Source organism: Nostoc sp. JL31, assembly GCF_017114965.1.
In the GTDB taxonomy this organism is placed as follows: Bacteria; Cyanobacteriota; Cyanobacteriia; order Cyanobacteriales; family Nostocaceae; genus Nostoc; species Nostoc punctiforme_A.
Map to the genome: position 1 here is coordinate 24,680 of NZ_JABXKO010000110.1, position 23,635 is coordinate 48,314.

General features: G+C 41.5%; 22 protein-coding genes and 2 pseudogenes. 9 read left to right on the forward strand and 15 right to left on the reverse strand.

What is annotated here, in order from left to right; genetic code table 11:
* Positions 1–101: 101 nt before the first annotated feature.
* On the reverse strand, positions 102–266 hold the full coding sequence (locus HWQ43_RS27625) for a tetratricopeptide repeat protein (RefSeq protein ID WP_292739602.1): 165 nt from the start codon (positions 264–266) through the stop codon (positions 102–104).
* An 11-nt stretch (positions 267–277) separates the two neighbouring features.
* Between HWQ43_RS27625 and HWQ43_RS27630 the strand changes: the two genes are divergently transcribed.
* Both HWQ43_RS27630 and HWQ43_RS27635 read left to right on the forward strand, forming a co-directional pair.
* Positions 278–433, forward strand: a complete 156-nt coding sequence (locus tag HWQ43_RS27630) for a hypothetical protein (protein WP_292739604.1) — start codon at positions 278–280, stop codon at positions 431–433.
* A 419-nt stretch (positions 434–852) separates the two neighbouring features.
* Positions 853–1,947: an anthranilate phosphoribosyltransferase family protein gene (locus HWQ43_RS27635; protein WP_292739606.1), complete on the forward strand. Its 1,095-nt coding sequence runs from the start codon at positions 853–855 to the stop codon at positions 1,945–1,947.
* On the opposite strand, the gene HWQ43_RS27640 is transcribed toward HWQ43_RS27635, so the two are convergent.
* Both HWQ43_RS27640 and HWQ43_RS27645 read right to left on the reverse strand, forming a co-directional pair.
* The gene (locus HWQ43_RS27640) at positions 1,919–3,343 is read right to left on the reverse strand and encodes an LCP family protein (RefSeq protein WP_292739608.1); all 1,425 of its coding nucleotides are present in this window, start codon (positions 3,341–3,343) and stop codon (positions 1,919–1,921) included. The genes HWQ43_RS27635 and HWQ43_RS27640 overlap by 29 nt on opposite strands.
* A 286-nt stretch (positions 3,344–3,629) precedes the next feature.
* Positions 3,630–3,971, reverse strand: a complete 342-nt coding sequence (locus tag HWQ43_RS27645; RefSeq protein WP_292739611.1) for a hypothetical protein — start codon at positions 3,969–3,971, stop codon at positions 3,630–3,632.
* Between the two features lie 245 nt (positions 3,972–4,216).
* On the opposite strand from HWQ43_RS27645, the gene HWQ43_RS27650 reads away from it, so the two are divergent.
* Entirely contained in the window at positions 4,217–5,383 is a 1,167-nt protein-coding gene (locus HWQ43_RS27650; protein ID WP_292739613.1) for an AI-2E family transporter, read from the forward strand.
* Between the two features lie 205 nt (positions 5,384–5,588).
* On the opposite strand, the pseudogene HWQ43_RS27655 reads toward HWQ43_RS27650, so the two are convergent.
* A pseudogene (locus tag HWQ43_RS27655) lies at positions 5,589–5,762 on the reverse strand (IS5/IS1182 family transposase); the annotation flags it as partial.
* On the opposite strand from HWQ43_RS27655, the pseudogene HWQ43_RS27660 reads away from it, so the two are divergent.
* Positions 5,760–6,043: pseudogene (locus HWQ43_RS27660) on the forward strand (transposase family protein); the annotation flags it as partial. The pseudogenes HWQ43_RS27655 and HWQ43_RS27660 sit on opposite strands and share 3 nt — an antisense overlap.
* Positions 6,044–6,109: 66 nt before the next feature.
* Here the strand turns inward: HWQ43_RS27660 and HWQ43_RS27665 are convergent.
* Positions 6,110–7,342, reverse strand: a complete 1,233-nt coding sequence (locus tag HWQ43_RS27665) for a methionine gamma-lyase family protein (protein WP_292739615.1) — start codon at positions 7,340–7,342, stop codon at positions 6,110–6,112.
* Positions 7,343–7,430: 88 nt separating this feature from the next.
* On the opposite strand from HWQ43_RS27665, the gene HWQ43_RS27670 reads away from it, so the two are divergent.
* From HWQ43_RS27670 to HWQ43_RS27680, 3 genes are all read left to right on the forward strand, one after another.
* The gene (locus HWQ43_RS27670) at positions 7,431–8,252 is read left to right on the forward strand and encodes an acyl-CoA desaturase (RefSeq protein WP_292739617.1); all 822 of its coding nucleotides are present in this window, start codon (positions 7,431–7,433) and stop codon (positions 8,250–8,252) included.
* Positions 8,253–8,450: 198 nt separating this feature from the next.
* Positions 8,451–9,503 carry a fatty acid desaturase gene (locus HWQ43_RS27675; RefSeq protein ID WP_292739619.1) on the forward strand — a complete coding sequence of 351 codons (1,053 nt, stop codon included), beginning with the start codon at positions 8,451–8,453 and terminating at the stop codon, positions 9,501–9,503.
* Between the two features lie 220 nt (positions 9,504–9,723).
* On the forward strand, positions 9,724–10,803 hold the full coding sequence (locus HWQ43_RS27680) for a fatty acid desaturase (RefSeq protein WP_292739621.1): 1,080 nt from the start codon (positions 9,724–9,726) through the stop codon (positions 10,801–10,803).
* Positions 10,804–10,924: 121 nt separating this feature from the next.
* On the opposite strand, the gene HWQ43_RS27685 is transcribed toward HWQ43_RS27680, so the two are convergent.
* From HWQ43_RS27685 to fdxB, 8 genes are all read right to left on the reverse strand, one after another.
* Positions 10,925–11,374, reverse strand: a complete 450-nt coding sequence (locus HWQ43_RS27685; protein ID WP_292739623.1) for an ArsC/Spx/MgsR family protein — start codon at positions 11,372–11,374, stop codon at positions 10,925–10,927.
* Positions 11,375–11,646: 272 nt separating this feature from the next.
* Positions 11,647–12,258 (reverse strand): cupin, encoded by a 612-nt coding sequence (locus tag HWQ43_RS27690; RefSeq protein WP_292739625.1) that lies wholly within the window; start codon positions 12,256–12,258, stop codon positions 11,647–11,649.
* Between the two features lie 449 nt (positions 12,259–12,707).
* Positions 12,708–13,193, reverse strand: a complete 486-nt coding sequence (locus HWQ43_RS27695; RefSeq protein ID WP_292739627.1) for a hypothetical protein — start codon at positions 13,191–13,193, stop codon at positions 12,708–12,710.
* Positions 13,194–13,300: 107 nt separating this feature from the next.
* On the reverse strand, positions 13,301–13,900 hold the full coding sequence (locus HWQ43_RS27700; RefSeq protein WP_292739723.1) for a heme-copper oxidase subunit III: 600 nt from the start codon (positions 13,898–13,900) through the stop codon (positions 13,301–13,303).
* Positions 13,901–14,022: 122 nt separating this feature from the next.
* Positions 14,023–14,340 carry a hypothetical protein gene (locus HWQ43_RS27705; RefSeq protein ID WP_292739630.1) on the reverse strand — a complete coding sequence of 106 codons (318 nt, stop codon included), beginning with the start codon at positions 14,338–14,340 and terminating at the stop codon, positions 14,023–14,025.
* A gap of 8 nt (positions 14,341–14,348) precedes the next feature.
* Positions 14,349–16,037: a cytochrome c oxidase subunit I gene (ctaD, locus tag HWQ43_RS27710; protein ID WP_292739633.1), complete on the reverse strand. Its 1,689-nt coding sequence runs from the start codon at positions 16,035–16,037 to the stop codon at positions 14,349–14,351.
* Positions 16,038–16,205: 168 nt separating this feature from the next.
* Positions 16,206–17,195 carry a cytochrome c oxidase subunit II gene (locus HWQ43_RS27715; protein ID WP_292739635.1) on the reverse strand — a complete coding sequence of 330 codons (990 nt, stop codon included), beginning with the start codon at positions 17,193–17,195 and terminating at the stop codon, positions 16,206–16,208.
* A 545-nt stretch (positions 17,196–17,740) separates the two neighbouring features.
* Positions 17,741–18,034, reverse strand: a complete 294-nt coding sequence (fdxB, locus tag HWQ43_RS27720; RefSeq protein WP_012407144.1) for a ferredoxin III, nif-specific — start codon at positions 18,032–18,034, stop codon at positions 17,741–17,743.
* A 1,069-nt stretch (positions 18,035–19,103) separates the two neighbouring features.
* Between fdxB and HWQ43_RS27725 the strand changes: the two genes are divergently transcribed.
* Positions 19,104–20,699, forward strand: coding sequence for a helix-turn-helix domain-containing protein (locus tag HWQ43_RS27725; RefSeq protein ID WP_292739725.1), 1,596 nt, complete (start codon positions 19,104–19,106; stop codon positions 20,697–20,699).
* Positions 20,700–20,866: 167 nt separating this feature from the next.
* Here the strand turns inward: HWQ43_RS27725 and HWQ43_RS27730 are convergent, their stop codons facing one another.
* Entirely contained in the window at positions 20,867–21,844 is a 978-nt protein-coding gene (locus HWQ43_RS27730; protein WP_292739638.1) for a sucrase ferredoxin, read from the reverse strand.
* Between the two features lie 341 nt (positions 21,845–22,185).
* Entirely contained in the window at positions 22,186–22,473 is a 288-nt protein-coding gene (locus HWQ43_RS27735) for a hypothetical protein (RefSeq protein WP_292739640.1), read from the reverse strand.
* Positions 22,474–22,878: 405 nt separating this feature from the next.
* Between HWQ43_RS27735 and HWQ43_RS27740 the strand changes: the two genes are divergently transcribed.
* The gene (locus HWQ43_RS27740; protein ID WP_292739727.1) at positions 22,879–23,631 is read left to right on the forward strand and encodes a Mut7-C RNAse domain-containing protein; all 753 of its coding nucleotides are present in this window, start codon (positions 22,879–22,881) and stop codon (positions 23,629–23,631) included.
* Positions 23,632–23,635 lie beyond the last annotated feature (4 nt).

Below are 23,635 nucleotides of genomic sequence, written 5' to 3' on the forward strand. Positions count from 1 at the left end.
TTTGGAAAGAGACGCGATTTATCGCATCTTTGGGATTATTGAGAATTAAGTCAATCAAGCGCTATACATCTTACAGTGATTTTCAATCGCGCACTTGCCTTCTATTGTTTCGCAATACTGACCTTAATTTTAATACCGTCTTCTTCTTGCAGTGCTTGGCGTAGACGATCGCGAACCTCTGTCAAATCTGGCTTTAGTCCGATCGCTCGCTGATAGTATTTGATTGCAGCCTTGATATCTCCTGATTGGTTGTGAACCTTGCCCAAATCGTAATTAAGTGCAGCATAGCGATCTCGATCCCCTGCGGATAGTTTATCTTGTGCATAGAGGACGGTTGCGATTCCTACCTCGGCTTCAAAGTAGTTGGGTCGAAGGGCTTGGGCGCTTTGGTAATGTGCGATCGCGGCTTTCCATTGATTCTGTAGAAGTATAAAAATTTTGGTTCTTCAGTAGATAGTATGCCAAATACCTCTGTAAATCGCTTGAAACCTTTGCTGGGAAATAATAGCAGTCGTTATTCTTAGCGTTTTCGGCTTGATAATGAAATTGAAGCTAAACCTGACTGTAAGTCCTGATTTTCAAGGCATTTTACGGACTTTAGACATCGTAGTGTTTTCAATTTAATTGTCAACTTAATTGCGGGTTTGACTGCTTATACTTATTTGCCTTAACAACCATTTATTGACATCTACCCCAAAGACTTACCTGCTCTACATCCTGCTATTTTTAGTTCGTCGAACTCGCATTTCTTTGTTAAATCCAAAATCCAATATTCGGTCATGAGTCATTTTCGGTTATCACGAAAGACAAAGGACAATAGACAAATGACGGTGGACAGAGGACAAAGGAAAAATGAGCAATCTATTTCGGGAATTTCTGCAAAAAGTAGGCAGTGGAAACCACACAGCCGAGAATTTAACTCGCGCCCAAGCAGCCACCGCTACTAAAATGATGCTGCTGGGTGAAGCCACACCAGCCCAAATTGGGGCGTTTTTGATTGCTCATCGAATCAAGCGTCCAACGGGAGAAGAGTTAGCCGGAATGTTGGATGCTTATGAGGAACTGGGGCCAAAACTGCAACCTATAGCCTCTGGGCGACCTGCGATCGCTCTTGGCATCCCTTATGATGGTAGGACACGTACAGCACCAATTAGTCCCGTCATAGCTTTATTACTTGCCGCAGTTGGACAACCAGTGGTAATGCATGGTGGCGATCGCCTACCCACGAAGTACGGCTTACCTCTGATAGATATTTGGCAGGGTTTAGGAGTCGATTGGACTACCTTACCCTTAGCACAAACCCAACAAGTGTTTGAGCAAACGGGAATCGGCTTTATTTATCTACCTCAGCATTTTCCCTTAACTATAAGTATTTGGGAGTACCGCGACCAACTTGGCAAACGTCCGCCCTTAGCGACAATGGAGCTAATCTGGTGTCCTTATGCTGGCGATGCTCACGTAATTGCTGGGTTTGTCCATCCGCCAACAGAAGGGATGTTTCAGATCGCGCTCGGACTACGAGGAGTGACAAAATTTACATTAGTCAAAGGATTGGAAGGTAGTTGCGACTTACCGCGCGATCGCACTGCAATCATCAGCTTATCTTCATCCGTAGCACCCCAAGAGGTAGAACGATTGCACCTCGTACCGCGCGATTACGGTTTTACTACCAAGAACGTACCCCTTGGAACTACTGAAGAACTGGTGGCAAATATTCAAGAGGTTTTGGCAGGTAAACCAGGTGAATTGATGCAAACAGCCTTGTGGAATGGCGGATTTTATCTATGGCGGAGTGGTATTTGTTCAAATATGGCAGAGGGTTTAGCTAAAGCAGAAGAATTATTAACCAATGGTGTAGTAGCAGCTAAACTCCAAGAACTGAGCCAAGTAGTAAATTCAGTGTCAGCAGATATATTTTTTAGGGTGTCAACGACTTCTCCAAAATAGATTTTTGTTCCAACCAATCTTTACCTACCTGGATACTGATATCTGAGCCAAGGTTGCCAGTGCTTTCCACGCGCACTTCTCCAAATCCCAAAGTGCTGCGAATTGATTCGGCACTGTCGCCATCTCCTTGTTGGGCGACAATGTGAGTTACGTCTAGAGGTTCACCCCATGCCTTGGCCACATAGATATTGCGATATCCAGATTTTTCCAAGGCTCTAATTAACGGTTGCAGGTTAGAGCGATCGCCACCTGTACTATCTTGAATTGCTACACGTAAAGAGCGGGGGTTAGTTGTAGTTGCCAGCTGTTCCTGTTCTGACTCCAAACCAAAGTGTTGAGCCATCAGTTTCGCAATCCCATCTTTGTTGGGCAACCAATAGCTAGCATCAAACTCGCCTTTTTCGCTAAAGCGACCTGGCAGCATTAACATTTGCATATTAGAGCGATTTGTCCGCACCCCAAAACCCATTAGCGCCACTAACTCTTCAACCGTCAAGTTAGTATCAATGTGTTCTTTTACTACATCAAGAACTTTAGGTAATTGAGCAACAGTAGCTGGGTTGAGTGTTTGCTCCATCAAAGCACGCATGACCATTTGCTGGCGCTGAATCCGACCAATATCACCGAGTTCGTCATGGCGAAAACGCAGCAATTGCAATGTCTGCTCGCCATTGAGATGCTGCTTACCAGCCTTCAAATTGATGTATAAATGCTGAGAATCATCTTGATATTTCATATCTTTAGGGACGTAGACAGTCACGCCACCCAAAGCATCAATCAGCTTGGCAACTCCCAAAACGTTAATTCGGACATAGCGATCGATTCCCGCTCCTCCTAAGAGATTACTAACAGTTCTGGCAGTCAAAGCTGGCCCGCCTTCAACGTTGGCGGAGTTAATTTTTTTCACTCCATAACCCTCTATTTGTGTGCGGGTATCTCTGGGAATGGAGAGCATATTTATTTTTTTCGTCTCTGGATCAAATTTGACCAAGAGCATCACATCGGAAAGACCATCAAAAGAGTTGACTTGGGGTAGGTATTTGAGATTTTTGGTATCTTCAGGAGGGTTTTGGATATCTGGGGGAAGTACGCTCATTCCCATCACCAAAAGATTCACTGGACGAGTTAATTCTGAAAATCGCAGCACACCTCCAGAAATGCGATCGCTATCAAAAGCCGCCTCATCCTTTGGAGTTAGCTGCGCTTGTTGCAAAGGCGTACTGGTCAAAGACACCGCCAAAAGCGCCCCCGCAGTTGCTGATACCATCGCAATACCACTCATACCTACCCAAAACCACAGCCAACGTCCTGATGTCGAGTTTTGGGGAATTTTTTTATTGGATTTTGAGGCTTTTCCCGACTGGTTTTCTTCCGCCGAACTTCTTTGAATGGTCACAGACTTCCTCACACTTACTCACTAATCAAATTCAGTAATTTTGCAGACTAAAAACACCTAAACAAATCAACCCATAATAGCTAACTCTTAATTATCGGTGCTAACTTTTTTAATGTAGTGTCAACCACAACACTTATAGCAGCATTTATTCTTTTTTTGGGACAACCTGGAGATGTTTTACTGAAGTATGGCAATAATAAACTGGATTTGACTAGATATATAGAGAAATCAGCCAGAAAATTTTCAAAAATCAGTAAAAACACCGATAAATTATCACCATAAAAAATTAAGATAAATACTTGCCAAGCACTCGTTCAGCTAAATTACTAAACCCTGGTAAACGACTAGATTTGCCCTGCATTAGGCGCAAAATCAACCAAATACTTACTAAAAAGTAACCTGACGTGAGAAAGCTATTGAGGATAAATAGACGTAGCGGAAAAAAATCTGAAGCTGCTGCTCCGGTAGCTAATAATAGATAACTCAACAACCAAGTAAGTGCCAAAGCAATAGACAGACGACTAATAGCAAGTTGTTCCCGACTACCCTGGCCCCGATAGAGCGTCCACAAGGATGGAAAAAAGCCGACGATCGGAACTAAATGTAAAAGCAACTGTGTTTTGGGCATTGGGGATGGGGCATTATTATTCTCCCCCTGCTCCCCCTGCTCCCCTGCTCCCCACTCCCCATTGCCCCTAATCCCCAGAGGGGGCCCCGAGTTCCCCATTCCCCACTCCCCATTCTCTTTTGGTTCAAAATTCTTCATTGGGGTTAGTCTAACTCCTAAACTAGAAGGATGAATAAGACTCATATAGTTAGAGATAATAAGCTGTAAAGAAAAATTTCATCTAGTTCTATTCCAATCAGCTCAAAATGCAGACACGCAAGCTACTCGACTGGTGGCAAAGATTCACACCAATAGCGCGAATCGGGGCGATCGCGTTATTCCTTCCGCTGCTAGTTCTCAATGGTTGGGCACTTTCGGTATTCTTTAATTATTTCCATTCTCTCATAGTGATTTTAGTTGGAGCCTCAGTGCTAGCATTTCTGCTCAACTACCCCGTGAGCTGGATGGAGCATCATGGTGCGAAGCGAGAGCAAGTTGCTATTTTAGTATTTCTCTTGGCTTTATCGATTTTATTGGCGTTGGGTGTGACACTTTTTCCCCTGGCTCTTACCCAAGCTGAACAACTGGTGGCTCGTTTGCCAGAGCTGATCGACTCTGGACGCTCTCAGTTAATGATATTAAACGAAAAAGCTGAGACTTTTGGCTTGCCGATTAACCTTGATGCTCTGGTAGTGCAAATCAACGATCGCGTCAAAGGACAATTACAAGCGATCGCTGGACAAGTTTTAAATCTGGCTGTACTCACAGTTACTAGTCTGCTAGATATTCTCTTGACGATGGTCTTGACTTTTTATCTTTTACAGCACGGGGGTGAACTCTGGCAAAGTTTAGTCGAATGGCTACCTAATAAATTTCGCGAGCCTTTCTCCAAAACAGTCCGCTTAAGCTTCCAAAATTTCTTCATCACCCAGTTGATTTTATCTACCTGTATGGCTTCAGCCCTTATTCCTACCTTTTTGTGGCTGAAAGTGCCATTTGGATTGCTATTTGGACTAACTATTGGTCTAATGGCTCTCGTACCCTTTGGCGGTTCTGTAGGCATCGCCCTGACTACACTGTTGGTCGCGTTGCAAGATTTTTCAATGGGTGTGAGAGTGTTGATCGCAGCCGTAATTGTACAGCAAATTCTCGAAAACTTAATTGCCCCTCGAATTTTAGGCAGTTTTACCGGTTTAAATCCAGTTTGGATTTTAATTTCGGTCTTAACAGGGGCAAGAATTGGCGGACTGTTGGGTGTAATTGTGGCAGTACCTACAGCTGTTGTGATTAAGACTGCTTTAAGTGCCTTGCGTCCTGGTAGTGGGACAAACGACAGCGCCATTGGGGAAATAACTGCATCCGTTCCAGCAAATGAGTCCTCGAAAGCTGACGCCAACAAAACTTTGAGCATTTCTGAACCGACATTGCCCTAATACAAGAAGGCAGGAGCAGGAAGTGTATCATCAGTTATTTATAAAAAACGGTAAGGGGCAAGGGAAAGGGCAAAAAGCTATTGCTTTTATGGTCAGAGTTAGCGCGTCTCAAACCCTATTGACAGGTGGATTTGAGCAGAGTGTTGAGTTTGGGAGAGCAGCTGCCAAAACAGAAACCATATATTAGACCTCTTGCAAAAGTCGGTCAGGAAGATTGGGTTTGGGGGAGAAGAAGCTCGTAATTGTAGAGAGTAGCAATCAGATTAAACCTCAAACTAAATCTTTTTCGACGATTTCTATAAGTAAGGGACGAAATTTTAAACACCTTCAACTTCCGATTGATATGCTCACCTAAAACTCTGATTCTGGCTAATTCTTTTTTAGTGGCAAACTCTTTAAGAATACGTTAAAAACGCAAGTAATTATCCATCACAAAAGTAGTCAAATCATTTGTTTAGCGCATGGTTTTGGGAAAATTCATGGATTTTCAACTATTTAAAACCAGTGGTGTTAAGATTTGGAGAATTACTCAAATTGATAGCGGATAAAGGCTATCAAGGAATCACTAAAATTCATCAATTAAGCCAAACACCAATTAAAAAACCGAAAGGGAAGAAGTTAACAACAGACCAGAAGAAATATAATCGAAAACTTAATCGATAAAACTGAAATTAGAACAACCTTTAATCATACCACAAAATATTTATGCAAGAGTTCTAATATGTGCTAGGCGTTACTGCCAACTGCATCGATCGCAGCTTCCAGTGCGATCGCTACATGAGTCCAATGAGTCCCCCCCTGGCAATAAACTACATACGGCGATCGCAAAGGACCATCTGCTGATAATTCCAAAGTACTCCCTTCAATAAATGTCCCCCCAGCCATGACGACCTGGCTCTCATACCCCGGCATTTCATCTGGAACAGGGTCTAAGTAGGAACCTATAGGAGAATGCTGTTGTATAGCTTTACAGAAAGCAATTAGCTTTTCAGCAGAACCGAGTTTAATTGCCTGAATCACATCTCCACGAGGAGCTAGGGGAGCAGGATTTACTGGATAACCGAGTTTATCAAATACATAACCAGTAAGATAAGTCCCTTTCATTGCCTCTCCTACCATCTGCGGCGCCAGAAATAAACCTTGGAATAGCAGGCGATTTTGGTCAAAAGTAGCGCCGCCATAACTACCAATACCGGGAGCCGTGAGGCGACAAGCAGATGCTTCTACTAAGTCGGCGCGACCAGCGACATAACCACCAGCGCTGACAATGGTGCCACCAGGATTTTTAATCAATGACCCTGCTATTAAATCAGCACCTACATCTGTGGGTTCCCTGGTTTCAATAAATTCGCCGTAGCAGTTATCTACAAAGCAAACGGTGTTTGGGTTTTGCTGTTTGACTAAGTGGACAATTTTTTCAATATCGGCAATTGATAGACTAGGACGCCAAGAATAGCCACAAGAGCGCTGAATTAAGACTAAACGAGTATTTTCAGCCACACTAGTTCTTATTGCTTGCCAATCTATAGTTCCTTCTAGGGTTAGCTCCAATTGGCGGTAATTTATGCCAAACTCGATAAGGGAACCTTGACCTTGACCCCGTAAACCAATGACTTCTTCAAGCGTATCGTAAGGAGAACCGACCACTGCTAACATTTCATCTCCAGGACGGAGAACACCAAACAAAGCACAGGCGATCGCATGAGTTCCCGAAACAAACTGCACTCGTACAGCCGCAGCTTCAGCACCCATAACTTCGGCAAAAACTTTATCTAAAGTTTCTCGTCCTAAATCATCATGGCCATAGCCACTTACACCAGCGAAGTGGTGTGCCCCTACACGGTGATTACGAAAAGCATCCAGCACTCGTTTTAGATTATGCTTGACCTGAGTGTCAATTCCAGAAAAAATTTCTAATAGTGCCTGTTCTGCTTGCCGCAGCTGTTCTAAGCTGTTCATCAGTTCCTCGTTCAAAAAATTAAATTATAGATATGCGGATTTTAAGATCCCACAGACTAGGCTGGAAAATTCAAATTCAGGTTACTGCATGACAATTGCTACTTCAACCAAACCTCAAGTTAACTGGGTTAATACCCTGTTTTTCATTGGACTGCACATTGGCGCTTTATTTGCCTTTGTTCCTGGTAACTTTAGCTGGACAGCAGTTGGTGTGGGTTTCTTGCTGTACTGGATAACAGGTGGCTTAGGAGTGACTCTAGGATTTCACCGCCTTGTCACCCACCGCAGCTTTCAAACTCCCAAGTGGCTAGAGTATCTCTTGGTTTTCTTCGGCACACTCTCGTGTCAAGGAGGCCCAATTGAGTGGGTAGGGACACATCGTATCCATCATTTACACTCGGATACTGATGTCGATCCCCATGATTCTAATAAAGGCTTCTGGTGGAGCCACATGGATTGGCTGATTCACTATTGTCCCGCTCACGCTGATGTTCCTCGTTTCACCAAAGACATTGCCGAAGACCCAGTTTATCAGTTTTTAGAAAAATATTTCATTTTGATCCAGGTTGCTCTAGGTGTATTGCTTTTGCTTCTGGGTGGCTGGTCATTCGTTGTCTGGGGAATTTTTGTTCGCATTGTCTGGGTTTACCACTGCACTTGGTTGGTGAACAGCGCGACTCATAAATTTGGCTATCGGAGCTATGATTCTGGTGATAGATCGACTAATTGCTGGTGGGTAGCCGTACTAGTTTTCGGTGAAGGCTGGCATAATAACCATCATGCTTTTCAATACTCAGCTCGTCATGGGCTGGAATGGTGGGAAATCGATTTAACCTGGATGACAGTTCAATTGCTACAAGCAGTTGGTCTGGCTACTAATGTGAAGTTGGCCCCAACAAAAGTTAGTTAAGAGTTAGGAGTTAGGATGTGTAGCCTTTTTAACTCATAATTCATCACTTCTAACTCCTAACTTTTCAAAAAGCTATTTACTTACGGGTGCGCTTGTGTCGGTTAGGTTGCTATAATCCGAAGCGCTAATGTGAAGAATTTTTACGGCAAGTTACTTTTTGGTGACTTGGTGGAGGAGTTTGTTGTTTTTTAGGTGTCCATGACTACATCAATAATTAATAGCCAGAAACTAAGTGACGAGCCTAGTAATTCCGACTTTCGGCTCAAAGATATTGTCAAAACCCTGCCACGCGAATGTTTTCAGCAGAACCGTCGCAAAGCTTGGACACAAGTCCTGCTGAGTGTCTTGGCAGTCGCCTTGGGCTATTACAGCCTGATTATCACTCCTTGGTTTCTTTTGCCCCTAGCTTGGATTTTTACGGGCACTGCTTTAACAGGTTTTTTTGTAATTGGCCATGATTGCGGTCACAGGTCTTTTGCCAAACGTCGTTGGGTAAATGATTTGGTAGGGCATTTGTTCATGATGCCGTTGATTTACCCTTTTCATAGTTGGCGCATTAAGCATAATTATCACCATACTCATACCAACAAACTGGATGAGGACAACGCTTGGCATCCAATTAGACCAGAAGTGTTTGAAAATTGGGATAAAACCCGACAGTCTGCTTTTGAACTATTCATGCGTAAACGCTTCTGGTGGGTAGGTTCCATTGGACATTGGGCTGTGGTGCATTTTGATTGGCGGAACTTTAAAACTAAAGACCAATCGAGTATCAAGCTTTCTGTGGCTGTAGTAGTTGTGTTTGCAGCGATCGCTTTCCCGCTTCTGGTCGCCACAACTGGTATCTGGGGATTTGTCAAGTTTTGGCTAGTACCCTGGATGATTTACCATTTTTGGATGAGTACTTTTACTATTGTTCACCATACTGCCGCAGATGTTCCTTTTGTAACAGCGAACAAGTGGAACGAGGCTCTAGCACAGTTATCTGGCACTATTCATTGCGATTATCCACGTTGGATAGAAGTCTTGTGCCACGATATCAATGTTCATGTCCCTCATCATATTTCCACTGCTATTCCTTCTTATAATTTGCGGTTAGCTTACAGCAGCATCAAAGAAAATTGGGAGCCTTATCTACATGATGAGTGTCAGTTTTCTTGGTCTTTAATGAAACAGATTACAGACCAGTGTCAACTATACACAACTGATATTGGCTATAAGACTTTCGACGAACATTATACAGAGCGATAAATAGCGCTGTGACTACACTCACGCTCTTGAACTCAACGAGAGCGTTTATTATGCTGTGTTTAAATAGAATTTGGCGACTTTTTACTAACTAAAAATTGTTAGGTAAATTGCCAAAATTTATCTTCTTTGGTGTTAGCGATCGCTAGTTTCGTGGGCATCCTAGAGGTGAGATTATCTTGTCTCAAATAAAGTTCCGATTTATATCCAACAAAAGAATCCAGTGCAATCAAATCTCGTCACGTTCAATAATCCTACTGGCTACGAAACGTCTGAGGATACAACTAAATTACCTTTCACTCTTCAAGATTTAAAATCTGCAATCCCCGCTGAATGCTTTCAGCCCAATGTAACAAAATCACTTTTTTACTTTTTTCGTGACATCCTGATTATCGGTTTGCTTTATGCAGTAGCTAATTACCTGGATTCTTGGCTTTTCTTCCCGATTTTCTGGCTAATGCAAGGAACGATGTTTTGGGCTTTGTTTGTAGTCGGGCATGACTGCGGACACCAATCTTTTTCTAAGCACAAATGGCTCAATGATTTGATTGGACATCTTTCTCACACACCAATACTTGTTCCTTATCATGGTTGGCGAATCAGCCATAGAACCCATCACAAAAATACTGGCAATATCGATAATGATGAAAGCTGGTATCCTGTGACAGAATCACAATATAAGGAGATGCCCTTAGCGCAAAAGATAGGCAGATATTATGTTTTTCTCTTGGCTTATCCTGTGTATTTGTTTAAGCGTTCTCCTAATAAGGAAGGCTCTCACTTTTTGCCCAGCAGTCCCCTTTTCAAATCATCAGAAAAATGGGATGTTCTCACTAGCACTGTACTTTTGATTGGTATGGTAGGCTTGCTAGGATTTCTCACCTACCAATGGGGTTGGATGTGGTTGCTGAAATATTATGCTGTACCCTATCTTGTGTTCATCATTTGGCTAGATTTGGTGACATTCTTGCACCACACTGAGGCAGAGCTTCCCTGGTATCGTGGAGAAGATTGGACTTTCCTGAAAGGTGCAATTTCTAGTATTGACCGTGATTATGGTTTGGTTAATCATATCCATCACGATATTGGTACTCATGTTGCTCACCATATATTCCTTAACATCCCTCACTACAATTTGTTGAAGGCAACTGAGGCAATAAAACCAGTGATGGGTGAGTATTTCCACAAATCGGAAGAACCTATTTGGAAGTCATTATGGCGTTCATGTGTCAGCTGCCATTTTGTACCTGATACTGGTAGTAAGGTTTACTACACATCCAACAACAAGTTAGCTAAAGACTAGAGCCAATTTCAAAAGCCCTCTCCCAAGCTTGGGAGAGGGCTTTTGATTCATGCAAGAAGTCTAATAACTTAAGCTGGCTGGCTTGCTTTTGATGTTGTTCATCATGATGGTTACAGCCATCCTAATGATTATGGTGATGATGACCAGGACCGTGGGAGCAGTTTTGCAAATCTTGCTTCATCAGCTTGTCGCTGATTTCTTGCAAGGATTCATCCACAGCTTGTAAGCCAATCCAAGTATCAATCTTTTGTACATCAAATCCTACCTCACGGCGATCGCCTACTTCTAACAAAGGACGGCGAATTAGCAGTGGTTCTTTCAGCATCAACGTCAAGGCGGTTTGGGCATCGATTTTTTCAGGAACCACCTCACCAGATTTTACCTTGGGGGCGGAAAGATTAAACCATTCGGCTACGGGGCGATCGCCAAAAAAAGAACGCAACCGCTCAACTGTCCAAGCTTCTGTTAGCAGGTTCTGTGGTATCACCTCATGACCAGCAGCTGTTAGCAAAACTTTTTGCTTAGTACCACCTTTACAGCCTGGTTTGCTATAGAAAATTACTCTTGCCATTTAACTACCTCTTAGTAGAATACGATTCGTTTCTAGGGACGCACGGCTATCATTGGTGTCAACTTAACGTGAAAGCAAGTCTAGAACTAGCTTTTAGATTGCCTCGTTCCCAGTCTCCGACTGAGAATGCTCGTTCTTGAGGCTCCGCCTCTCTTGCTGGCGGCAGAGCCGCTTTTGAGTTGCATTTCCAGCAGAGGCTAGAAACGAGTTTTTAAAGAAGTTTCAGCTTAAGTTGACACCAATACACGGCTGTGCGCCCCTACTGCATGATGCTAAAAGTTTTTAGCACTATACTTAATCGGGTCAAACTCAAATCTCTCATTCGGATCGGTTTCGCCGTAGATATTAAAAGTCACAGTTGGTTCATCACCTACTGCTTCTACACAGTGAATTGCATCGGGAGTAAAGCTAATAATGTCTCCTGGGGATAGAGTTACCTCTCCTGTTTCTTCAATTTTGTCCTGAAATTCGGGGCTATTAGTGCGTCGCCAAAAAGTATTTTTTTCCTGACCTTTTAACACCGCGACTATTCCCCATGTCCCATGATTATGAATGTTTGATCGGGTTCCCGGTGCAAATGTTACTGTTTGCACAGTCAAGGGAAAACCCAATTCATCGTATAGGAGTAAAACAGAGGTTCCCGTTTTGGGCGAAGGCTCTAAATGTTGACTTCGTACCCAGTAGGAATTTACTATTAAGCGCCTTACGAGCATCCGAATTTCTGGCAGACAACTGACTTCATTATCGCCACTATTGAGAACATCTTCCACCTCAGTTAAAAACCGATAAAGGCGGTAATTTTCTCTCAATAAATCCCACGCTCTCACAGATTTACAAGCTTGATGCTGACCATCCCCCGTTAGCAGCCAATCCCTACCTTTCATAACTTTTAAATTGATAACGGAGAAGATTGGACGATCAGAATCGGAGAGACATTAGGAATATTACCTACAGGAAGTTTAGTAGGTATAGTGATAGGAGGAAAGATAGAGTTACTATCAGTAGCTGCTCCTAATAAGGAGTAAGACGAGTATGATCTGGTAGATAACCAATTGTTCATGATTTTTCACAAAAAGGGCATTCATTGGGCACTTGTACTGAGCGTATCGCTAAAGCGAAAGCTCCGCTAACGCATAGCGTCTCGTAGAGAAGCTGTTGGCGCCGCCTCTCGTAGAGAAGTATTGGGCATGGAGAAGAAACAAGGTAGACAAGGAAGAGGGGGGAGACAAGGGGGAGACAAGGTAGAGACTTGTTCAATAATTGCCCCTTGTCTCCTCTGCTCCCCTGCTCCCTCATCTCCCCACTCTTTCTTGTCGAGAAGTGCATTGACTAATTAGTCGTCTTCTTCTGCTGGACGTGTCAAAATATCCAGCAGAATCCCAGAACCAAAATCATTCTTATCGTCTATTTGTTTGACTCTGGTGCTGATCTGTTTTGCTTGCTCAATTTCTCCTAACTTTGCTAGTACTAATCCAGAAGCAGCATAAGCATTTAAGTACAATCGAATTTGTGGTTCTTCTTTGCGATTGACTAGTATAGGCTTAAGTTGCTCCCAGTCATCAGGAAATTTTTCTAGTTCTTTAATTTTATCTAATAATTTGGCTGTTGTTTGTAGTGCAAGAGAATAATTATTTTTATAATAGAAAAATCTATATGCTGCTACCAAGACATCTGTATTTTCACCAGTTTGTGCTAAAGCTTGTTGAATATATTTTTCGGATTCTGATGTATTGTCCCAGTTTTGTGCAGCTAAAACTAATAAGTTTTTAATGTCTTCTGGAACCTGGAACCATGAGAATTGGTTTGTATTAGCTTGCATAATAAAGTCCTGGAGAGTTAGGAGTTAGGAGTTATGAGTTAGAAGTTGTGAATTACGAGTTAGAAGTTATAAATTCTTAACTCTTCACTCCTCACTCCTAACTTTTGTTAAAACAAAGTAAGAACGTACACCAAGGTGAATAAAACAATCCAAATAATGTCTACGAAGTGCCAGTAAATTTCTGTCATTTCGATGAAAGTATGATTGGTTGCAGAATATTCACCGGGAAGACGCGATCGCCACAATGCACGTAATATCAATAACAGTCCCACAAAAACGTGCAAACCGTGGAACCCAGTCATGATATAAAAGCAGTTGGCGAAGACGTTGGTAGTCATTCCGTATCCTAATGTTGAATACTCATAAACCTGACCACCTAAGAAAATTGCCCCCATGATTGCAGTAATTGCATACCACAGTTGCATTCCCTTGAGGTTATGCTTTTTAATCGCTGTATCACCGAAGTGAATCACGAAACTACTAGACACCAAAATAATGGTGTTAATGGTCGGTACAAGTAGTTCTACTTCACTCCCTTCTGGAGGCCAAACCGCTGTAGTACCTCGGAAAAACAAATAGGTGGCAAAAAATCCTCCAAACATCAGGGATTCAGAGGCGAGGAATGTCAAAAGTCCCCAAACCCTTAAATCTGGATGTTCTTCGTGTCCTGCACTGTGATCTTCGCTTGTGGTTGTAGCTATAGTCATAGATTTTTTGACAATATTATCCACTGTGTCTGTTGTGGAAGCTTGAATGAAGAATGAAGTCTGAAGCGGCAAAATTTTCATTCTTCATCCAAAATCCTTGTTTAACTTAACTCTTGACTTGTTCAGGAATTCTCAAAATTCCGAGTTTCGAGTTCTGAAGCACAAGTTTTGAGTTCCAAGCTCGGAGTTTCGAGTTCCAAGCTCGGAGTTTTGAGTTCCAAGCTCGGCCTTTCATGTTCTGAACTCGGAGTTCCGAGTTCCAAGCTCGGCCTTTCGAGTTCCAAGCTCGGCCTTTCATGTTCTGAACTCGGCCTTTCATGTTCAGAACTCGGCCTTTCGAGTTCTGAACTCGGCCTTTCGAGTTCAGAACTCGGCCTTTCATGTTCTGAACTCAAATGAATAAAACTTGCAGTCACCTTGAGAGCGATCGCATCACTCACTTTACGAACTAAGCACTAGCTTCTGGTGTTGCAGATGGCTGTACTTCTGTACTATGACCATGACCGTAGTCATAAGGGCCATGAGTCACAACAGGCAATACTTCCCAGTTTTCAATTGCAGGTGGTGAGCTAGTTGTCCATTCTAAAGTCAAAGCTTGCCAAGGATTATCACCAGCCAAAGGCCCCTTCAGCCAACTGTAGATCATGTTGATGGTGAAAGGAATTACCGATATCGCCAAAACAAATGAACCAAAGGTACAAATTTGATTAAGGTCGATAAATTGGGGGTCATACATTGCCACTCTTCGCGGCATTCCTTTTAAACCCAACTCGTGCATGGGTAAAAAGGTTAGATTAGTACCGATGAAGGTAAGGGCAAAGTGAATGCGTGCCAAGTTTTCATTCAGCATTCGTCCGGTCATTTTGGGGAACCAGTGATAAATACCGGCGTAGATGCCAAACACGGAACCGCCAAACAGAACGTAATGGAAATGTCCTACTACATAATATGTGTCGTGGACATGAACATCAAAGGGGGCTGTTCCCATCGTCACACCACTTAAGCCGCCCATGACAAACATTGATAACAAGCCAATGGCGAAAAGCATCGCACCTGTGAAGCGGATTTTACCACCCCAAAGGGTAGCAACCCAAGCAAAAATCTTCACGCCAGTGGGAACTGCAACTATAAGAGTGGAGATAGTGAAGAACATCCGCATCCAGCCGGGTGTGCCACTGGTGAACATGTGGTGTACCCAGACGAACAAACCGACAACGCAGATGGCTACACTAGAATAAGCGATCGCTTTATAACCAAAGATTGGTTTGCGGGCGTGAACTGGAATTACCTCCGACATGATGCCGAAGATGGGCAGAATCATTAAATACACTGCCGGGTGAGAATAAAACCAGAACAAGTGTTGATAAATTACAACGTTACCGCCTGCATCTGGTTTAAAGAAGGAGGTGCCAAAGTTGAGGTCAAACAACAGCAGAACTAAACCGGCTGCTAATACAGGTGTGGAGAGAAGTGCCAACAGTGAGGTAGCCAAGATTGCCCAGCAAAATAGGGGTACTTGATCCCATTTCATGCTGGGAACCTTCATCATCAAAATGGTGATCACAAAGTTCAGTGAACCCAAAATTGAAGAAGTTCCTACCAAAACGATCGCTAATATCCACATAGTTTGAGCGATTGGTGCTGTCACCAAGCTCAAAGGTGGGTAAGCTGTCCAACCAGATTGCGAACCACCAAAAATGAAACTACCTAAAATGAGCGCACCTGCTGGTGGATTTAACCAAAAAGCGATCGCGTTCAGCTTGGGAAACGCCATATCCCTGGCACCAACCATCAAGGGCACTAAATAGTTACCAAATCCCCCAATGGCGCTTGGGACAATCCACAGGAAGATCATGATCGTCCCGTGATTGGTCATGAAAGCGTTATACAGATTGGGGTCGAGTACGTCTGCATCTGGTGTTGCTAATTCCACACGGAGAGCAACAGCCATCAGTCCGCCGATGAGATAGAACACAAACGCCGTCACTAGGTATTGAATGCCAATAACCTTGTGGTCAACATTAAATGTAAAATAGTCCTGCCATTTCCACGCCTTCGGATGGGAGGTGTGGCCAGTCACCATTTTCGGTTTATTTTCTTCTGGTGGAGTATTTCGTGGAAATTCTACCTGCGTCATATTTTTATCCTTTATCCTTTGTCATTTGTCATTTGTCCGTTGTCATTTGTCCGTTGTCATTTGTCCGTTGTCATTTGTCCGTTGTCATTTGTCAGTTACCAATGACTAATGACCAATGACTAATGACCAATGACTAATGACCAATGACCAATAACTAATGACCAATAACTAATGACCAATGACCAATGACTCTAAAGTTGCTGCACTAATTCCCATCTCATGGGTGTGGGGCGCGAGAAACTCTGATGTTGATAAGTCGGCTGGATTAACTGCAACGACTTGATTTAGGTTTTGCTGTTGAGCAATCTGGTTTTCTGTCCGCCAGCTATCATATTCTTCTGGTGTGTGGACAATTACCTGTGTCCGCATTGAACCGTGATAACCACCGCACAACTCAGCACAAACTACGGGATATGTACCTGGCTTGGTGGCGACAAATCGCAGTTCGGTAGGGATACCAGGAAGCGCATCTTGCTTCAGCCTAAAGTTTGGCACCCAGAATGAATGAATTACATCTTGTGCTGAAAGGTTGAGTTGCACATCAGCACCGACGGGTATGTGCAATTCCCCAGAGGTAATGCCACTATCGGGATAATTAAATATCCAGGCGTACTGTATCCCTTTGACATCAACAACTAAATCAGCTGGTTTGTTTAGGGTTTGAGGAGACGCGCCAATACCAATTGTCGGGGCGATTGCTGGGGCAGTTGTTGCTTCAGAAGTATCGCTGAGTGTAGCAGCAATCGCACTTCCCGGTATATGAGCAACATGAGCTGCTGAATGAGGATGGCCGGCAGGCTCAAAGCCGCCCATTCGATTAAAAACATCTACACTGTAGATGCCCAAGCCGAGGACAATCACTGTGGGAATTGCTGTCCAAAAGATTTCTAAGGGAACGTTGCCTTCCACCCGCACGCCATCGGTATCGTCACCCCGACGGCGACGAAACTGAATCAAAAACATTACAATTGTTCCTTCTACCACCAAGAAGAGTGCGATCGCAATGGTAAACATGACGTTGAAAAAACCGTCTACCAAAGGCGCTTGTAACGATGCCTGCACCGGCATGAGAGTGTGGTTTTGACCAATCCAAATGCTGATTGCTGTAACTACTATCCCAGCAACCAGAGTCCATAGTGAAACAGGAACTTGTTGCATACATGCTACCTGCTTTGTAAACCGTCTTTTGAGGTGTTATTTTCTGAGAATTGGGCATTGGGCATTGGGGAGGCAGTGCGGTCTTGGGGTCTCCCCAAGTGGAGCAACTGCCGTCACTAGGCATTGGGCATTGTTACCTACTCCCCATTCCCTATTCCCCATTTCCTATTTCCTTTTCACTTATTAACTTTCTAACGTGCAGCCATAAAAAAAGGGGGAAAATTCCAGATTTTTTCCATATCTTTCCCCCAGAAAATTACAAATTATATTTCAACTCCTATGAAAAAGTTAGCCCCCTGCTTTCAAAAAAGCTAGTTATTCCAAGAGGGCACTGTTGACCTAATATTGATTAGGCTATATTAGCAGCAAGTTTAAATTTGTTAATAGTTAACATTTTACGATTTACGGATTTGTTTACCGTGAACTATTTATTAGTTGCAGTAAACACTTAGTATTCCCCTCAAGTTACCTTGCCTAGCGCATTTTCGCTTTTTACAAACAGTGCCTCCTTGAATTAACAAAAATTTTGACTAACTCCAAATATCTTAATTATTTACTGCAACATGGGTGTAGCAATTCTTCGGACAAATCCGCGAACACGCTTCACAACCAATACAGTTTTCTGGAGAAGTAACTGCCATTACTTTCCGTTCAATTTCTTCATCATCTTCATCTTCCACAAATTCGCCTTCTTCATTGAGTGCTTTCAAACCAAGCACATTGTAGCCACATACTTTAACGCATCTGCCACAGCCGATACATTTATCCTTGTCGATTTCCTGAGCAAATTTTGGTGTCCAAGCCTTACCGCCAAATGTCAAACCTGTTAGTTGTGCCATGAATAAATCCTCAGCAATTTTGCCTGTCAATCTGTTTGTGCATTAATCATCATATTATCCTAATCTTTTATTCTTTTGTATTCAAAAATTACTTTTATCACATAAATTTTCGATGACTTTGAACACAATGCTGAATTGTTTTTTATTTCAATTTATAGATAAAATTTATTGCAAATAATTCTTATGAATATTTAGTATTCCTGCTTCCCACGCTCTACATATAAACGCATTCATTGAGTCAGAGGCTTAATGTCTAACTATAGGTAGCAGCCCATGAGCAGCGAATTCCATTCGCCAGGGCAGGCGTGTTTTTACACTCATTGAGATGCTCCCGTAAAGCTTCATGTCTATGTGATTTATAGCTGCTGATTTAACTATTATTTCCAGCAAATGCAACTATATCTCTAAGAGTAATGATATTCTTTTTCAAATATTTTTTGATTTAGGCAAATAAAATTATATAAACAGTATACATATATACCATAATAAATGTTCGCCAGTTACATTTTGATATATGCAATATGTATTTTAGAAAGCAACAATTTTCAATTTATTTTGATTTAAATATTTAGTTAAATGGTGACAAAAGCAATATTCTTATTTCATCTGAATACACAGAATTAATTTATAAAGGAACTGTAAACTTTATGGCAGAATATTATGATGCCTTAAATATTAAAATTATTAACAAATCAGAGGGTGTTCAATTGCAGGAGGCTTAAACATTTCCTAAAAATACTTTGCATAAGGTTTTATGGTCAAAGCTAAAATGTTCATTAATTACCTAATTAAATAAATGTTAAGATTTTTTACTAAGCTCAAGACGAACAAAATAATCATTTTTTTCATGAAATGTATAGTTAATAAGAAGTTTTATTAGGCTGTTTTCAGAGTCTTAAATAGCTTGCAATAAGATGCGAATTTAACAAGTGGATGTGGGAATCGAACGTAGTGAGAAAAGATTATTCTCACTAGAAAGATCATGTGGTAGGGAGTCATGAATAAACAGGACTCATCTAGGGGAGACCTGAGCCAGACATCTCAACGATTAGAGTGGGAAAAGAGCCAAATGCCTTATACAATTCCTAACAACAGTTGCGTTGGATGTGACAACTGCCGCCCCCAATGTCCTACGGGTGCAATCAGAATAGAGGACAATGAATACTGGGTTGATCCTGGTCTTTGTAATAATTGTGAGGGCTATTATTCAGAACCACAATGTGTAATAGCTTGTCCAACTAATTCTCCTATTCCTTGGCAGGCGAAAAAGGGGAGATGCAAAGTTGAACCAAGAGATGCTAGCAGCTTAGACTTGTTTTCTAATGGTAAGAATAATCCATTTGCTTCAGCGATCGCAATTTGGGAAGCTTGTAATGTACTAGCGCAACGCACATCCCTACATTGGGAAACCGATGAAGAAGGCTATATCAGTTACAGCCGACAAGTCAATCAAGGAAGAGGTGCGATCGCCTTTCACATCCAAGATCCATTCCAAGTTAATGACAAAGCCACCGATATAGCAGCAATTGAAGGGCTTGATATTAGAGCCGCTTGCATACATCTAATTTTTGCAGGTTATGCCACAGCCTTAGAGCAACCTTGGGAGCAAGAATTTGCGATCGATGAACGACAAATCGAGAAATATTTGGGGATGGAGAAACGCAAAGACTTAAGCAAAGCTGCCAAGCTAGCTTTAATGAAAAATCTTGTCCAGCAAGCTTGTTCTCTAATTATCTCCATTGACTGGCCGCAACAAGGTCGAATTAACGGATTCTCTCTTGTCAGCAGCCGCTTATGGCACTTAGTAGATATTCAGCACCACTTCCAAGAAGACAATCATGGATGCAAATATCTGATTGGGCTAACTTTTAAAGTAAAAGCAGGCTTATGGGCACAATATTTCTTAAATAAACAAGCATGTAAGGAACGAACCGCATTCTATCAATACGGCAGTCTCCCTAAAACGCTGCTAACCACAGTTATGAGTATTTGGCAGCAACATGAAGGCGCAGTTCGGTTAATGCTGTGGTTGCTGTTTAAAACCAAAATGGGCAAAGAACAACGCATTACCATTCCTACCTTGCTACGTATTGCTTACGGTGAAGAAAAAGTCGCTCTTGCATCCAGACAACGGGAAGAACGCAAACGTCTGCTGCGAACCTTTGAAAGCGACTTGGAAATTCTCAATCACTATGGAATGAAGCCACTTTTCGATCCAGTTACTTACCCACCAGAAATTCAACCTTTGTGGGCGAAGTTAATTGATCTTCCCGAAGATCCAGATGAAGCATTAGAATTTTGGACTAATGACGGTGGTGCTGAAACTCGCCTCACAGACACAGGCCCCCGTGGTAAGTGGAATCTACTAATGAATGCACGGATTTTAGCTTTTGAACTCCCACCAGAATGGGAACAGCAAATCTCAGAATCGGAAAAAAAGCAACGGCGAACTGCTAAAGCCAAAAAGAAGCCCAAAGCTACAAACGATTTGTTAGGCGAACAGATTTTGCAGGCGCGAAAAAATTTGAATCTTTCCCAAAGAGAATTGGCAAAACTCACAGGTAAAAGCCAAAGCTGGATTCGAGATATTGAAAATGGCCGTTTAAAAGCCAAATTAGAAGACCAAGTACTATTACGAAAAGTCTTAAATATGACTTCATCTTGATTTGGAATTTAAACGCAGAAGGACACAAAGATTTTATTACGAATTTGTGTAGCGTTATACTAAATACAGTATTTAATTAATTCGTAGCGAACTAAACTTATTAATACTCTGCGTTCCTCTGCGCTTCCCTTTGCGTCCCTCTGCGTTTAAAAACTCTCTCTCTACTTCTATGTACTATAACTCATTACCTTACTAGAGGTAATCCAAAAACTACCAACAGCATATTTAGTAACTACCAACTCTCGTGTAGCATTACATGAACTCTTCAGTTGTTGAGTCTTGGTTTCATCTTTCACAAGTTTAGCCTGGTAAGTGTAGAGAGAACCACAAGGTTGTTCAAAACTAAGTTCAGCTAAGATAGTACTATTGTCTAAACTTTGCTCTAAAATTTTGCCTGCAACTTTGTAGTTAAACCAATCCCATCCTTTACAGAGGATTAACTCTCTTTCCAAAACCTGAAGTGCAGCAGGTAGAATTCCCCAGCCTCGATAGACTTGATTTAAGCATTGAATATCACCAGTACGAGTCAAAATCGATCTAAACGAATCTCGATCTAGACGACCGTAGTATCTTCCTTCTGGCAAGTCTATGACTGTTGGTGCAAACCGATGTCCACCAAAGTGCGATGATTTCCAAATTCGCACATTATCTAAGCACAAATCAGCATTACTCGCTGTCACATGGAAGTAAAAAGGAGCGCCATATCTCGCACAACACTTATCATGGCTACCGTGGGTACAAACTAAAATATCTCTAGTTGTACTAGTTTCGACTTCAAAATTAGAATCGATACCCCATATCCACTTTTGGACAACTCCTGCTACTTGCTCAATATTTGCTAGCTTAAACTCTTGCTTATGGTATCCATTACTTAGACCCTCTTCTTTTTGATAAATCAAAAGTGTAGTGTGATTTACCTTGTGTGATACATCATTAGCAATTAAAAGAAATCTAATCGGTAGTTTCGTACGCTTCACTTCTTCTACCAAAATCCTCAAATTCTGGGGTACCCATTTGGAATTAAAGGCTTCTGATGTCCAAGGTAAAGGACACTCAACTAAAATATAAGTTTGATAATTGGTGGCGCTACCAATAACATCTTCTCCTATTTGCCGTGAATCGTCAGAACAAAAAAAAGTATTCATCTCGCTGTACTCATTAGCGTATTTTATGGACAAAAGGTATTACCAAATACATTTGTGTTCTTCACTACAATATCCTTGGCTAAAGGAGATAAAAAAGAACAATATTCATTTCCCTATTAAAACTAGGTAGCCACTTTATAAGATCATTATTGATCGAGGTCTTTCCGGTTAATAAATTCTCCACAATAAAGATAAATAGTGTCAAGATAGATTTTTCCGTATGAGCGACGTTAATTTTGTATCTAGTTTTATTGTTCTTTGGTATTTTATAAATTTTCACTTGCTGAAACTCGGTTTTTATGAACTTGCTTTCTTGAGTAAAATCAAATAAATTCAATCTTTTAGATAAATGCAAACCTACTTGGAGAGTTACCAAGGATTAACTTGCTGACAATATCAATGTAGCCGATACTACAACCAAAAACATTGCTGGCTATAAGATACTTGTTTAAAGTTTTGCTAAAGTTATTTATATAATTAGTTAGCAATCCTGTTTTTAAATATAAAAATCTAGTTTTTTGTCTTTCTTTTGAAGAAGATATTCCTAAAGAGCGATGCGGAATCAGCCAATACGAGTTTAAAAATCTTTCTCCCCTATCTGCTTTTAATATATCTATAAGTTTATACATATTGCGAATAATTCTCAATTAAATTAGAAAAATAAAAACAACCCAATTAGGGGTAAATGCTTTAGTGCCCCATATTTCATGAACGATAAATCAATGTTGAAAACTAGTGACAAATTATTAACAGCGTCACTGACATCAACATTGACAGTCTTGTTATTTACCTTTTTACCTAATCTAACTTCCTGAAGCTCATGTCAGAGTTTGATGATAGGCATCTGATTTGACTGTAACTGAACTCAATAATAAATGCAAGTATTTGAGAATCTTTATGGTTTCAATTAAGGTAAATGGGCATCTTATAGTAGATATACCTCACTTTAACAAGTATTGATTTTTCCATACAATAGATAGAGTTTTGCAATTGTGACAAATTGTTGCCAGTAGGTAATCCAAATGTCTGTGGCTATGGCGATCGCATATTTCTACTTCCATGCAGAATTGAATCATTTTTTACCACGGCATCACAAGCAGGTGAAAATATCTCATTTTTTTGAGGAGAAAGCTTCAATTAAGGACATGATTGAGTCGTTAGGTGTCCCTCATCCCGAAGTTGATTTTATAAATGTTAATGGTGAATATGTAAATTTTTCTTACATAGTTTCGGATGGAGATACTATCAATGTTTATCCAATTTCAGCTAGGAGTGTCATTATACCAAGCATTTCTGTTTTGCCAAAACCGCTCAATATTATCCGCTTTGTGTTAGATATTCATTTGGGGAAGTTGGCGACATCGTTACGACTTTTAGGTTTTGATACCTTATACCGCAATGACTACGAGGATGAGAAATTAGCCCAAATATCCTCTAGCCAAGAGCAGATTCTCTTGACTCGTGATAAGGGTCTATTGATGCGTAGTTTGGTAACGCATGGGTATTACGTTAGAAACACTAACCCTGAACAACAAATTATAGAAGTACTACAACGCTTCGACTTATTTAAATTAATTGCACCATTTAAACGGTGTTTGCGTTGCAATGGATTATTAGAATGTGTAGATAAGCAATCCATTATTGAACAAGTGCCAGAAAAAGTGCGAGCGCAGATCGATCAATTCCAGCGTTGTCAAGACTGCGATCGCATTTATTGGAAAGGTTCACATTATGAACGATTGCAACAGTTTATTGATGGAGTACTCAACTCACAAAAAGGTGAGTAACTAT